The sequence below is a fragment of the Albidovulum aestuarii genome (assembly GCF_029961185.1).
Lineage (GTDB): Bacteria > Pseudomonadota > Alphaproteobacteria > Rhodobacterales > Rhodobacteraceae > Albidovulum > Albidovulum aestuarii.
This window is the reverse complement of the sequence record NZ_JASBQQ010000004.1, coordinates 276692-290297: the sequence shown is the minus strand read 5'-3', so window position 1 is coordinate 290297 and position 13606 is coordinate 276692. Positions and strand designations below refer to the sequence as shown.

The 13606-nt window shown below is 63.3% G+C and carries 13 protein-coding genes; 8 read left to right on the top strand and 5 right to left on the bottom strand.

Annotation, left to right across the window (positions count from 1 at the left end; genetic code table 11):
* Window positions 1-94: 94 nt before the first annotated feature.
* From QKW60_RS12155 to QKW60_RS12135, 5 genes are all read right to left on the bottom strand, one after another.
* Window positions 95-1186 (bottom strand): ABC transporter ATP-binding protein, encoded by a 1092-nt coding sequence (locus QKW60_RS12155; protein ID WP_282369031.1) that lies wholly within the window; start codon window positions 1184-1186, stop codon window positions 95-97.
* Complete coding sequence (locus QKW60_RS12150) at window positions 1186-1989, bottom strand: ABC transporter permease (RefSeq protein ID WP_282369030.1); 804 nt, start codon at window positions 1987-1989, stop codon at window positions 1186-1188. The genes QKW60_RS12155 and QKW60_RS12150 overlap by 1 nt, the downstream gene beginning before the upstream one ends.
* A complete protein-coding gene (locus QKW60_RS12145) occupies window positions 1986-2894 on the bottom strand; it encodes an ABC transporter permease (protein WP_282369029.1) in 909 nt (302 codons plus the stop codon). Before QKW60_RS12145 ends, QKW60_RS12150 begins: the two co-directional genes overlap by 4 nt.
* Window positions 2895-2905: 11 nt before the next feature.
* Window positions 2906-4030 (bottom strand): ABC transporter substrate-binding protein, encoded by a 1125-nt coding sequence (locus QKW60_RS12140; RefSeq protein WP_282369028.1) that lies wholly within the window; start codon window positions 4028-4030, stop codon window positions 2906-2908.
* 244 nt (window positions 4031-4274) lie between these two features.
* A complete protein-coding gene (locus tag QKW60_RS12135; protein ID WP_282369027.1) occupies window positions 4275-5240 on the bottom strand; it encodes a LysR family transcriptional regulator in 966 nt (321 codons plus the stop codon).
* 98 nt (window positions 5241-5338) lie between these two features.
* Here QKW60_RS12135 and QKW60_RS12130 point away from each other — a divergent pair, with 98 nt between their 5' ends.
* Genes QKW60_RS12130 through QKW60_RS12095 form a run of 8 tightly spaced genes read left to right on the top strand, consistent with a single transcriptional unit; the run spans window position 5339 to window position 13102 of the window.
* Window positions 5339-6205: an ABC transporter permease gene (locus QKW60_RS12130; protein WP_282369026.1), complete on the top strand. Its 867-nt coding sequence runs from the start codon at window positions 5339-5341 to the stop codon at window positions 6203-6205.
* Window positions 6205-6990, top strand: a complete 786-nt coding sequence (locus QKW60_RS12125; RefSeq protein ID WP_282369025.1) for an ABC transporter permease — start codon at window positions 6205-6207, stop codon at window positions 6988-6990. The genes QKW60_RS12130 and QKW60_RS12125 overlap by 1 nt, the downstream gene beginning before the upstream one ends.
* A 40-nt stretch (window positions 6991-7030) precedes the next feature.
* The gene (locus QKW60_RS12120; protein WP_282369024.1) at window positions 7031-8173 is read left to right on the top strand and encodes an extracellular solute-binding protein; all 1143 of its coding nucleotides are present in this window, start codon (window positions 7031-7033) and stop codon (window positions 8171-8173) included.
* A gap of 58 nt (window positions 8174-8231) precedes the next feature.
* Window positions 8232-9320: an ABC transporter ATP-binding protein gene (locus tag QKW60_RS12115; RefSeq protein WP_282369023.1), complete on the top strand. Its 1089-nt coding sequence runs from the start codon at window positions 8232-8234 to the stop codon at window positions 9318-9320.
* Window positions 9317-10666 (top strand): aminotransferase family protein, encoded by a 1350-nt coding sequence (locus QKW60_RS12110; protein WP_282369022.1) that lies wholly within the window; start codon window positions 9317-9319, stop codon window positions 10664-10666. Before QKW60_RS12115 ends, QKW60_RS12110 begins: the two co-directional genes overlap by 4 nt.
* A gap of 4 nt (window positions 10667-10670) precedes the next feature.
* On the top strand, window positions 10671-11597 hold the full coding sequence (kce, locus tag QKW60_RS12105; protein WP_282369020.1) for a 3,5-dioxohexanoate:acetyl-CoA acetone transferase: 927 nt from the start codon (window positions 10671-10673) through the stop codon (window positions 11595-11597).
* A complete protein-coding gene (locus QKW60_RS12100) occupies window positions 11598-12083 on the top strand; it encodes a GNAT family N-acetyltransferase (protein ID WP_282369019.1) in 486 nt (161 codons plus the stop codon).
* Window positions 12080-13102, top strand: a complete 1023-nt coding sequence (locus QKW60_RS12095) for a histone deacetylase family protein (protein WP_282369018.1) — start codon at window positions 12080-12082, stop codon at window positions 13100-13102. The genes QKW60_RS12100 and QKW60_RS12095 overlap by 4 nt, the downstream gene beginning before the upstream one ends.
* Window positions 13103-13606: the final 504 nt, after the last annotated feature.

Sequence of the window (13606 nt, the reverse complement as noted above, 5' to 3'; positions counted from 1 at the left end):
ACCAGCAATCAATCATGACCTGCCACGAAACCGCCCGCACCAGAATGGCGCAGGTGGCGCGTGTGTGGCGGTCAGAAATCCGATGGGCCTGACTTTATCTGGGCAGAACCATTGCGCTGGTTTCGTCCCAGCTGAGGGTCACCTCGGTTCCGGCGGTTTCAGGAAGACCTTGCCGTGCAAGGTTGGTCCGGTAAACCGCCACAGGCTCCTCAAGTCCTGCGACATCGACAAGGTAATGACTCCGGTCGCCAAGATAGGAGACCGAGGCAATTCGCCCGGCCGCGCAGTTGGGACCGGCCTTGTGGGGAGCGGCATCAATCGCGATCTTCTCGGGCCGGACTGCCATGTAGATCGCGTCGCCCGCCGTAACGGGTCGGTCATTCAAACGGCCGCGAAGCTCACCGATGGACGTGCCATTCGCAACCGCACAGCTTCCGTCCGCCCCGGAAACTGTCGCCGGAAACAGGTTCATGGTGCCCACAAAGCCGGCGACTTCCAGACAATTCGGCCGTTCGTACAGACCTTGCGGCGTGTCGATCTGAAGCACCTTGCCACCGGACATGACGGCGATGCGGTCCGAAAGCGTCAGTGCCTCTTCCTGATCGTGGGTCACGAAGACAAAAGTGATCCCGACCGTGCGTTGAAGCGACCGCAATTCCTGCTGCATCTCTTCCCTGAGCTTCTTGTCGAGCGCGGAAAGCGGCTCATCGAGCAGCAGGACCTTTGGGCGGCACACCAGCGCCCGGGCCAAAGCCACCCTTTGCCTTTGCCCGCCCGAAAGTTGATGGGCGCTCCGGTCGCTGAGGCCGGTGAGTTTCACCAGTTCGATCGCTTCTTCTGTCCGCGCCGCCGCCTCTGCCTTTGAGAGATTCTGGTAAACAAGTCCGTAGCCGATGTTTTCCCGCACCGTCAGATGCGGAAAGATCGCGTAACTCTGGAAGACCATGTTGGTCGGTCGCCGGTTCGCGGGAACGCCCGCCATCGACTTGCCATCGATTGTCAGATCCCCTTTTGAGGGCTGCTCGATCCCGGCAAGAATGCGAAGAAGCGTTGTCTTGCCGCAGCCCGATGCGCCGAGCAGCGAAAAGAACTCGCCACGCCCGATGTCAAAGCTGATGTCCCTGAGCGCAACGAAGGTGCCGAACTGCTTGGCGATGCCCTGAAGGCGGATGATCGGATCGTCCATCAAAGGTCTCCGGGGTTGTCGGAAGCGACGCCGCGTTTACGCACGATCTCGGCCAGGATCACCAGCACCGCCGAACCCACGAGAATGAGCGAGCCGAGCGCCAGCGTCCCCGGCAGCTTGTTCGGGAAGCGAAGCTGCGAGAAGAGAAAGACCGGCAGAGTGCTGTCCGTGCCGGTCAGGAAGAACGAGATGACAAACTCATCAAAGGAGATGATGAAGCACAAGAGCAGGCTTGAGATTACCCCCGGCGCGGCCAGGGGCAGCGTCACCCGCCGAAACGTGCTCCACCCACCCGCGCCGAGATCGCGGGAGGCTTCCTCAAGACTCTTGTCGAAGCCTTCGAGGCGGGACATGAGGACAGTCATCCCGAAGGGAATACAGAGCATCAGGTGCCCCGCCGCCACGGTCCAGAGAGACAGGGGCAAGCCGAGGATGCGCAGGATGACCACCAGAAGACCGACCGCAAGGACGATGGAAGGCACCACAAGCGGCAGCATCATGAACGACAGGATCGCGCCCCCGCCCGGCACCCGGTAACGCGTCAGCGCAAGTGCCGCGGGTAATGCCAGGGCGGTGGACGTGATGGACACGCATATCCCAACGATCAGCGAGTTTTTGAGGGCTGTCATCATCGAGGTGTTCGCAGCCATTTCGCCATAATGGCGCAGAGTGAACCCCTTGAGCGGGAAGGTCGCGAAATTACCGTCGTTGAGCGAAAACAGCGGCATCAGCAGCATCGGCCCATAGAGAAACAGGACAAAAAACACCGCGTAAACGAAAAGAAGGTCGAAGCGCTTGGTCATCCGATCCTCTTCCGCATCCGGCCATAGCCGATGGCCCAGAGAAAGAGCCCGACCAGCGCCGCGATGATCAGCATCATCACGATGGAAATGGCGGCCCCCATCGGCGCATCGTTCTGCTTGAGAAACAACTGCTGGACAAGGCTGCCGACCATCGTGCCCCCCGGCCCGCCGACAAGCGTCGGTGTCACATAGTCCCCGACGGTCGGGATGAAGATGAGAAGCGTCGCCGCGATGGTGCCCGGCATCGACAGGGGCAGCGTAATCCGCCGGAACCGCGCCCATTTGCTGTCGCCAAGGTCCGAGGCCGCCTCCAGAAGTGACCGGTCGATTTTTTCGAGGCTTACGTAGATCGGAAGGACGGAAAACGCGATCCAGCTATGGGCCAGCGTGATCATCACGGCGATGGGGTTGTAAAGCAGGAACTCCAATGGCTCCCTGATCAGCCCCAGCCATTGAAGCCCGGAATTGATCGCGCCATTGAAGCCAAGGACGATCTTCCAGGAAAAGACGCGCAGAAGGTAGCTTGTCCAGAACGGGATCGTCAGGAGGATGATCCACATCGCCTTATAGCGGGTGACGCGGAAGGCAAGGAAATAGGCCATCGGCCACGCCACGCCGATGACACAGATCGTGGCCATCAGCGACATCGCCAGCGATTTGACCATCAAGACGGCAGGCACCGGATAGGCAAAGGGAAAGCGTATGCCATACCAGACAACGCCCTCGCCCGGCTCACCCAATCTTGCGTAGTTATCAAGCGTGAATGTGCGGTCGATCTCGAAACCCGACTGGGTCCAGAACGACATGACAACCAGCGCCACGACAGGCGCAAGAAGTGTCGCCGCCATCACCAGAAAGGCCGGTGACAGCAGCGACAACCCGGTACGTGCGGACCCTGCCGACATCGCGTGGTGCGTTACATCTTCAATGCCTTGGTATCGCCCCAGACCCGGTTTTGTTCGACCTGCACCTCGTCCGTCGGCGTCAGGAAAAGCTTGGCCGAAGCCATCATCGCAACAGGGTCGGAGATCCCCATCGCCGCGACCTCCGCCGGATCGGCAATCTCGAAGCTCTTCTGGTTGGCGTGGCCGTAGCCGGAGGACTCGATCAGGTACTTGCCGGTTTCCGGACTCAGCCAGGCGTCGATGAAATCATAGGCGAGCGCCGGATCGGCCTTGCCGGAATTCAGAAGCGTCAGCCCGCAGAACCAGGTGAACATGCCCTCCTTCGGCGACGCGTATTCCACCGGAATGCCCTCGGCCTTGAGGTTCTTCACAAGGTCGTTCCAGGCATATGCCGCGATGATCTCGCCCGACGCCATGGCCTGCTGCACTTCCGACGCATCTGTCCAGAGGAAGCGCGAGACATTGACGCCCTTCGCGCCCCAGTCCTTCGCGGCGGCGGCCAGCGCATCCCCCGTCAGGTTGTACGCTTCCTCATAGGGCATGCCGCCGACCATGGCGCCGATCTGGATAACCAGCTCATTGTCGAGCATGGAGACCTTTCCGGCATAGGCCTCGTCGTAGAAGATGGCCCAGGACGGGTCTTCGGCAAAGGCCGGATCGATGAGGTCGGAGCGGTAAGCGATCGAGGAATTGCCCCAGTCGGCCGGGGCCATGACGACCTTTCCGTCGAGCATCACGCCCTCGGCGGTTTGCAGGGTGGGGAAGACATCGGCCCAGTTCGATAGCTTCGACGTGTCGATCTCGGTCACGAGGCCCGCATTCACGAAGCGGCTGACCGAGTAGTTGCAGGGATGCATGACATCCGCCGCGAAACCGGCGCGGACTTTCGCCAGCGCTTCCTCCTCGCCGGAGAAGATCGAGAAGTCGGGCAGCGCCCCGTGTTTTGACACGTAGGAGCCAACATATTCCTCGGCGTCATAGCCCCCCCATTCGAGGCAGGTGAGCGGCCCGCCCTGTGCACGTGCCACACGGGGAAGAGCCATTAATCCGACGCCAAAAGCGCCCGCGGATTGCAGCATTTCACGGCGCGAAAGCTTGCCTTGCGCCATCCGGTCGATGAACTTGACGCGTTGCATTCTGATGCCTCTGTAAAGGGGATGAATGCGCGATCATGACACGGGTTTTTTGTTTCGAGAAGGGGGTTTATAGCTGACATCCGGTGGCCGGACATCTGCACTGCCAGTGGCTTGGAGTCATCGCCAATGCCGACACTAGTAGGGCACCTACCAGTCAGTGATCTCTTAACATGGCTCAGGGACATGCCGCGCATTATTTCGCCGGTGCCGACTACATTTGCCACTGTTCGCAGGTGCGACAATTCTACATGTAGATCCGCTCGGCCATCGGCGTTGCTTCAATACTGTCAAGGAGACCCGTCAGTACGGCCTGTTCTGCACGGTTTGCGCGGGTTCGGGGATTCCAGATGACGTGAACGTCGATCGCAGGTGGTGAGTCGTATGGCGGTAACCGCCACAGCCGCCCCATCTCGACATCCTCCCGCACAACATGAATTGGCAACGGGCCGATGCCCAGCCCGGCGACGATCATGCGACGGACTTCCTCAAGGTTGGCCGAGGTGCCGACGATGCGGTCGTCAAGCCGCGCCTCGCTGCGCATCATCGTGACGGCGCGCAGCGCGTCGTTCATCTGGTCCGTCACGAAACTGACCGATGAATGACCCGCCAGATCAGCCGTCGCAAGCCCGGTGCGGCCGAAAAGCGGATGTGTCGGGCCGCAGAAGAGACCAAAGAATTCGCGAAAGAGCCGACGGTATTCCAGCCCCGGCTTGTGGTCGTTGACAAGACAAACGGCGAAGGAGGCGCGACGCGACGTGACGGCCTCTAAAGCCTCGCGGCTCGCCATCGCGTCGATTGAGAGAGTGGCGGCGGGATGTGCGGTATGAAATTCGGTCAGAGCATTGTCAAAGAGCGGGCAGATCACATGGCTGGCCATCGCGATCGAAACATGTCCGCGCACCTCGTCGTCGACATCGCGCATGACCGTGCCAAGCCGGATAATGGCGCCATGGATGTCAGTCGCCTCTGTTTGCAGGAGCCGGCCCGCGGCCGTCAGTTCGAATCTGCCGGGGCTACGGTAAAACAGCCGCTTGCCCAACCGGTCTTCCAGCCGCTTCAGCGCGCTGGAGACCGTGGGCTGCTTTAGCCCCAGGCGCTCTGCCGCATCGGTGACGGAACGGGATTGGGCGAGAACGAGAAAGGTGCGCAGGAGATTCCAGTCAAGGTCGCGCGCGAGACGTTCAGCAGGAGTGAGTCGGGTCATATCCATAGATTACATCAATATTTAGAATTTCAATTATCTATTTGATTTATGGCTGTGTAACCCCTCACTGTGCCTCGCAAACGGCATGGGGAAGGCTGGTTTCGATGACCATTGAGTCGCGGGAAAAACGGCAACCGTGGATACTTCTGTCCCCCGCACTGACGGCCGTCACCCTGCTTCTTATCGTGCCGCTCCTCTTCATCGTGGTCTATTCTTTCTGGCTTAGAAGCGCTGCCGGTGCGGACACACCGGGCTTTTACGTCGACAATTGGCAGAAGGTGCTGACGGACCGGTTCTACCGCGACATCCTGTTGAACACGTTGAAAATTGCAGCAATCACCACAGCTGTCTGCGCGGTCATGGGTTATCCGGCCGCGTATTTCATAGCCCGGTCGCGCGGCAACAAGCTGATCCTACTTGTCTTGCTGATGCTACCCTTCTGGATCAGCTACATCATCCGCACGATGAGCTGGATCAACATTCTCGGCATCTCGGGGGCCTTGAACTCGGCCCTGCTCGCGCTCGGCATCATCTCCGAACCCATCCAGATGCTCTACAACGAGGTGACGGTGATCCTCGGCCTCGTGCATTTCCTCCTGCCCTTCATGGTGCTTAACATCTATGTCAGCCTCGAAGGCATCGACACGAACCTGGAAGACGCTGCCAATTCGCTCGGCGCGACGCGGTGGCAGAGCTTTATTCAGGTCACGCTGCCGCTGTCGCTCCCGGGCCTCGCCGCCGGCGGGCTACTCTGCTTCGTCCTCGGCGCCGGCACCTACATCACCCCGGTGATCCTCGGCGGCCCGCGCGACGCGATGTTCGCCAATCTCGTCTTCGAGGCGATCATCCGCCAGCTCAACTGGCCGCTCGGCTCGGCGCTCTCGCTTGCGCTGCTCGCCGTGCTCGGCGCGCTTGTCCTCATCTACAACCGCTATCTCGGCATGGCGCAGCTTGCGAAGGGGCTGGGCTGATGGGCTGGGCGCTGATCCGGGCCTATACGGTCCTCGTCTACCTCTTCATGTTTCTGCCCGTCGCGGTGGTCGTGCTCCTCTCGTTCAACGCGAGCCAGTTCGGCAGCTTCCCGATGACCGGCTTTTCCTTCCGCTGGTTCGAGACGCTGTGGCAGAACGAGGCGATCGTGCGCGCCTTCAAGACCTCGATCGCGCTCGGGCTGATGACGGCGCTCGTCTCCACCACGCTCGGCGTCCTCGCGGCGCTGGCGCTCGTGCGCTACAGCGTGCCGGGGCGCGAAATGATCACCACGCTTCTGATCGCGCCAATCCTGGTGCCCGAGGTGGTGCTCGCCGTCGCGCTTCTCCTCTTTCTCAACGCGCTCAACATCAACAAGAGCTTCGGGCTCCTCCTCATGGGGCACGTGATCTTCACCCTGCCCTTCGTCATCCTCGTCGTACAGGCGCGGCTCGTCTCGATCCGCCGCGATGTCGAGGAGGCGGCGCTGAGCCTCGGCGCCACGCCGCGCCAGACCTTCTTCGCGGTGACGCTGCCGCTCCTGACCCCGGCGGTCGCGGCGGGCGCGCTTTTCGCCTTCACCATCAGCTTCGACGACATCACCGGCACGCTCTTCTGGAAACCCGGCGGGGTGGAGACGGTGCCGACGCAGATTTTCTCGATGCTCAGGAACTCAATCTCGCCCGAGATCAACGCGCTCGGCACGGTGATGATCGTGATGACCGTCGGGCTGCCACTCATCGGGGCCGGAATCGCCCGGTCCCTGGCCAACAGAAAAGGCGGCTGAACCGCCCATGACCCACCCATATCCAGCAAGGAGGCTGACCATGGACAACACAACACGTTACGAACGGCTGCGCGAGCGGCTTCAGAACGGCGACCTCGACCGGCGGAAATTCCTCGGCCTGATCGGCGCGGCCGGCGCCGCCTACGGGCTCCAGACGCCGTTTGCGAAATACGCAAATGCCCAGACCGTGAGCCAGGTGCGTTTCGACGGCTGGGGCGGCATAGTGTCCGAGGCGTTCCGCAAATACGCCTTCGACCCTTATACCGCCAAGACCGGCGTGACGGTGGTCGACGGCACCTTCCCCGGCGGCGACGAATACCTCGCGCAGGTCCGCGCCTCGCAGCCCGGCGAATACAACATCGCCCACCTCTCGGGCGTCTTCGACTATGCCCGCTACCACTCGTTCGACCTGACGAGCGCGCTCAACCTCGACAACATCCCCAACATGTCGCTGGTGATGCCGGCCCTGACCAACGCCTTCGCCGCCGTCACGCCCGACAGCCTCAGCGCCGTGCCCTACGACTACGGCTCGACCGGCCTTGCCTATAACCGCAAGTACATCTCGGACGAGGAGATGAAGGAGAAGGGCGCCAAGATCCTGATCGACGCGGCCCACAAGGGCAAGATCGGCGGCTGGAGCGACTGGCGCACCCGCGTCTGGTACGGTGCTTTGCAGACCGATCAGGATCCGAACCACATCACCGACATTGAGGCCGTCTGGGACGCCGTGCGCCAGCACCGCGACCTCGCACTGAAATACTGGGCTTCGGGCGCAGAACTGATGAGCCTTCTGGCCGAGGAAGAGATTCACGTGACCGAAGGCTGGTCGGGCCGCATCTACGCGCTGCAGGAACAGGGCCACGACATCGGCTATTACGATCCGCCGAAGGGCTTCGGCTGGCAGGAATGCCTCTTCGTGATCAAGGGGAGCCCGATGGAGGCCTGCGAGGAGCTTCTGAACTTCATGCTCGATCCCGCGACCTCGATCGCGGTGGCGGAGGGGCAGAACTATCCCCCGGCGCTTGACCCGACCAAGGTCGATCTCGGCGCGAAGATCCCGACGCTGCCGGCCTTCGATCCGACCGGCACGCTGTCGGGCCTGACCTTCGCCGATCCCGGCTACTGGAACGGCAACGAGGCCGACTGGTCCGAGACCTTCTCCCGCGTCCAACGCGGCTACTGAGACCGATGACCCGGTCCCCGAACGGGGGCCGGGCACCCCAGCCCCGAGGAGAGGCCCGTTGAGCGCCGTCACCCTGACCGATATCGTCAAGCGCTTCGGCGACTTCACCGCCGTCCACCGGATGTCGCTCGACATTCCGCAAGGCAGCTTCGTCACGCTTCTCGGCCCTTCGGGCTGCGGCAAGACGACGACCTTGCGCATGATCGCCGGGCTTCTCGACCCGAGCGAGGGCGACATTTCCATCGGCGGACGTCGCGTGAACGACGTGCCGATCCACCGCCGCAACCTTGGCCTCGTCTTCCAGAACTACGCGCTTTTTCCCCACCGGACCGTATCCGACAACGTCGCTTTCGGCTTGCGCTACCGCAACGTCGGCAAGGACGAGATCAAACGCCGCGTGGCCGAGGCGCTGGAGCTTGTTCAGCTTCCCGATCTCGGCGGGCGCTATCCGAAGGAGCTGTCGGGCGGCCAGCAGCAGCGCGTGGCGCTCGCCCGCGCCATCGTGATCGAGCCGGATGTGCTCCTCCTCGACGAACCGCTCTCCGCGCTCGACGCGAACCTGCGCGAGGATATGCGGGTCGAGTTGAAGAAGATCCAGCAACGCATTGGCGTGACAACAGTTTTCGTTACCCACGACCAGACTGAAGCTTTGGCGATGTCCGACCGGATCATCGTCATGTCGAAAGGCCGTGTGGAGCAGATGGGCGCGCCGGAAGAAGTCTACAACACTCCGGCGAGCGAGTTCGTCGCGACCTTCCTCGGCGCCTCGAACATTCTGCCCGCGACCTGCACCGGAATCGAGGGCGGCAACGTCGCGCTTGACGTGCCCGACCTGCCCGCGCTCGCCGTCCCGCGCGACCGCGCGCCCCGGCTCGCCGGGACCGGGCCGGCAAAGCTCGTCATCCGCGCCGAGAAGCTCGACGTCCTGCCTGCGGGCGCCGCCCCGGACGGAAGATATGCCGTTGCGGGCACCGTTGAGACGGTGGATTATCAGGGCCAGTCGGCCCGCTATTTCCTGCGGGTCGGCCGCCACGCCCTGCAGGCCATCAACATGATCGACGATCACCCCCTGCCCATCGGGGCCGACATTTCCGTGCGCATCCGCGCCAAGGACTGCGCCGCCCTGCCCTCGGAGCCCCGGACATGACGACGAAGAGCCATCTTTTCTATCAGACCGACAGCCGCCGCCCGGTCCTTGCCGAGGCGCGCGGGATCTACATGTGGGATGTCGACGGCAAGCGTTACATCGACGGCTCCTCGGGCGCGATGGTGTCGAATATCGGCCATTCGAACCCGCGCGTCCTCGATGCGATGCGTCGGCAGATGGAGAAGTCGACCTTCGGCTACCGGCTGCATTTCGAGACCGAGCCGAGCGAGATGCTGGCAACGAAGGTAGCCGCACTGACACCCGAGGGAATGGAGAAGGTCTTTTTCGTCTCGGGCGGTTCCGAGGCCGTCGAAAGTGCAATCAAGATCGCCCGGCAATATGCTGTTACCGTTGGACAATCCTCTCGATGGAAGGTGATCTCCCGCGCACCGTCCTATCACGGCTCCACCCTCGGCGCGCTGGCACTGACGAGTTACACGCCGCTCACCCGACCGTTCGAGCCGATGATGCAGGCGATGCCGAAGATCCCGTCGCCCCGCGCCTATCTCGACGGGCTCGACATGGACGACCTTGCCACCGGCGCGCATTACGCGGAGATGCTGGAGGCGAAGATCCTGGAGGAAGGGCCGGATACGGTGCTGGCCTTCATCCACGAACCGGTGGGCGGCGCCTCGACCGGCGCGCTGGTGCCCCCGGCGGGCTATATGCAAGCGGTGCGCGCGATCTGCGACCGCTATGGGGTGCTTCTGATCCACGATGAGGTGATGTCGGGCGGTGGCCGCACGGGGCGATTCCTTGGTGCCGATCACTGGGGCATCGCGCCTGACATCATAGCGATTTCCAAGGGATTCGGCGCGGGCTATGCGCCCTTGGGCGCCATGATCGCCCATGACCGGCTCGTCGATCCGGTCCTGAAGGCGGGCGGCTTCATGCATGGCCACACCTATGCCGGCAACCCGCTGGCCTGCGCCGCCGGCCTCGCGGTGCTGGAGGAGATTGAGGCGCGCGGCATGATGGAGAATGCCGCCGAGACGGGCGACCTTCTGAAATCCCGCCTCGGCGCGCTCATGCAGCGCTATCCCTTCATCGGCGACGTGCGGGGCAAGGGACTGCTGCTGGCCTTTGAACTGGTCGAGGATCGCCAGACGATGCGGCCCCTGCCGAAGGCGCTGAACGCGCATTCGGAACTGGTAGAGCTCGCCTATCAGGAAGGGCTGATCATCTATTCCCGCCGCACCCGCGACGGAACGGAGGGCGACCATTTCCTCGTCTGCCCGCCGATGATCACCAGTGCAGAGCAGGTCGAGGAGATCATGATCATGCTCACCGCCGCGCTCGACCGCTTCGCCGAACGGGTCGAACCGGCCCTGAAGCAGAGCGCCTGAGGTCATGTCGAAGATCGTCATCACCTGCGCCATCACCGGCTCGATCCACACGCCGTCGATGTCGCCCTACCTTCCGGTGACCGCCGAGGATATTGCCTCCCAGGCGATCGGCGCCGCTCAGGCGGGGGCGGCGATCCTGCACCTTCATGCCCGCGACCCTCAGACCGGCCAGCCTTCGGCCAGCGTGGAGCATTACCGCGCCTTCCTGCCGAAGATCCGCGCCGGATGCGATGCCGTCGTCAACCTGACGACAGGCGGAAGCGCGGTGATGACGCTCGACGACCGCCTCGCGGCGCCCTTGGAACTGCGGCCCGAGATGTGCTCTCTCAACATGGGCACGATGAACTTCGCGCTCTACCCGATGCTCGGCAAGCGCACCGACTGGCTGCACGACTGGGAAGAGCCGTTCCTGCGCGAGTCCGACGACCTAGTCTTCAAGAACACGCCGCGTGATATCGAGGGTGTTTTGCGCCGGATGGGACAGGAGCGCGGCGCGCGGTTCGAATTCGAATGCTACGATGTCAGCCATCTCTACATGCTGCGCCACTTCGCCGACCGGGGGCTGGTCGAGGGGACGGTCTTCATCCAGTTCGTGATGGGCGTACTCGGCGGAATCGCGGCGGAGCCCGAGCATCTGGAGCATCTGAAGGCAACCGCTGACCAGCTGTTCGGCGAGGACTACCTGTTCTCCGTCCTCGCCGCCGGGCGCCAGCAGATGCCGATGGCCGAGAAGGCAGCGGCAATGGGCGGACATGTGCGCGTGGGGCTGGAGGACAACCTTTTTATCTCGAAGGGCGTTCTGGCGCGGTCGAATGCCGAACAGGTGGAGAAAGTGCGTGAGATCGTCGAGGGGCTGGGGCGAACCGTCGCCACGCCCGACGAGGCGCGCGCGATGCTCGGGCTGAAGGGCGCGGGCGCGGTGGGGTTCTGAATGGCGGCGGGGATCACGATCCGGCTGGCGGAGGCGGCGGATGCCGCGCGGCTGAACGCGGCACTCCGGGCGCTGTCCGACGATCTCGGCGACACGCATGGGGCAAGCGATGCCGATATCGCGGCGGCGGGCTTCGGCCCCGATCCGTCTTTCCGGGCGGTCCTCGCGCTCAGGGGCGAGGACGTGGTCGGTGTCGCGGTCTTCTCGCCGATCTATTCGACGACGCGGGCCTCGGCCGGGGTTTTCGTCTCCGACCTCTGGGTCGCGGCCTCGGCGCGCGGGGCTCGGCTCGGCCCACGGCTTCTGGCGGCGGTGCGGGATGCGGCGGCGGCGCGCGCCGGTTGCGGGTTCATCCGGCTCGCCGTCTATGCCGACAACCCGCGCGCGGTGACGTTCTACGAACGGATGGGATTTGAGGCGCGGTCGGGCGAGGTCGGGATGATCCTTTCCGGCGCGGCTTTGGGCGATATCGGAGGCACGGCATGAAGGCCATTCTCGACGACAGGCAACGGGTCCATGACCCGAAGATGTTCATGGCGAACGGCACCCGCCTGCCGAACCCCGAACAGCCGACCCGGATCGAGGTCCTGCGCGCGGGCGCGGAAGCCGCCGGTTGCCGATTCGAGGCACCGACCGATTACGGGCTCGGCCCCATCGCGGCGCTGCATTCGCCGGAATACCTCGTGTTCCTTCAGACGATCCACGCCCGCTGGAGCCGGATCGAGGGCGCCTCGGAAGAGGTGATCCCGAACATCCATCCCGACCGACGCACCGCCTCCTATCCGCGCTCAGCCGTGGGTCAGGCGGGGTTCCATCAGGCCGACACGTCCTGCCCAATCTCCGCCGGGACCTGGGAGGCGGCCTATTGGTCGGCCCAGACCGCGCTTTCGGGCGCGGATGCGGTGATCGCGGGCAACCGTGCGGTCTATGCGCTATCGCGCCCGCCCGGGCACCACGCCTTCGGCGATCTCGCCGGGGGCTTCTGCTTTCTCAACAATTCCGGGATCGCGGCCGAGGCCTTCCTGAAGGCCGGCCTCCGCCCCGCGATCCTCGACGTGGATGTCCATCACGGCAACGGGACGCAAGGCATCTTCTATAACCGCCGCGACGTGCTGACGGTTTCGATCCACGCCGACCCGATCCGGTTCTACCCGTTTTTCTGGGGCCATGCCGAGGAACGCGGGGAGGGCGACGGGCTGGGCTACAACCTCAACATTCCGCTGCCGAGAGGCACCGACGATACGAGCTATCTCGACGCGCTGGACACCGCACTCAGACGGATCCAGGCATTCGGTGCCGACGTTATCGTTGTCGCTCTCGGCCTCGACGCCCACGAGAATGATCCCTTCCAGGGCTTCCGGGTCACGACCGACGGTTTCGCGCGCATCGCGGAAGCCATCCTCAACCTCGGAAAGCCTGCTCTGATCGTGCAGGAAGGTGGCTATCTTCAGCCCGACCTCGGAGCGAACCTGACGAGTTTCCTGAAGGGCTGTCATCGCGCATGATCTTGCGATACGCAGCCTGCGGACAAGTCACATTCATGCCCTGCGCCGTACTGCGCTTCCTCATCTCGGGTCGCCCAGAAGATGGCGCACGAGTACAGGGGCCTGCATGTTTTTGGCCGGAATGGGCCGATCCGAGACATTCGAGGTTTCGGGCTTTGTCGCGATTATCAATGAGCGGGAGAACGAGGCTGATGTGAGTCAAGGGTTGACCAGACCTTGGGCGTAACCTTTGCGGCGGTCGCTGGCGGATCGGAGCGGCGCACCCATTGCACCGCCGCCGCGACTGGTTTGGGCCGACGTGTGTAATGGCCCCGTCGTTCCGCTACAGACTGCTTCCGCAACTTCGGAACTCCGAAAGGATCCGGCAGCACTGTATCACACCGGTCTGGCACCTCTGCGTGGGACAATGCGGGAGCCAAGCTGCGTTCTCAGCGCCGGGCGCATGGTGGATCTGGGTGAAGTTCAAATGTCGCATCAAATTCAGTCCATCAGCGCTCGCGTCAA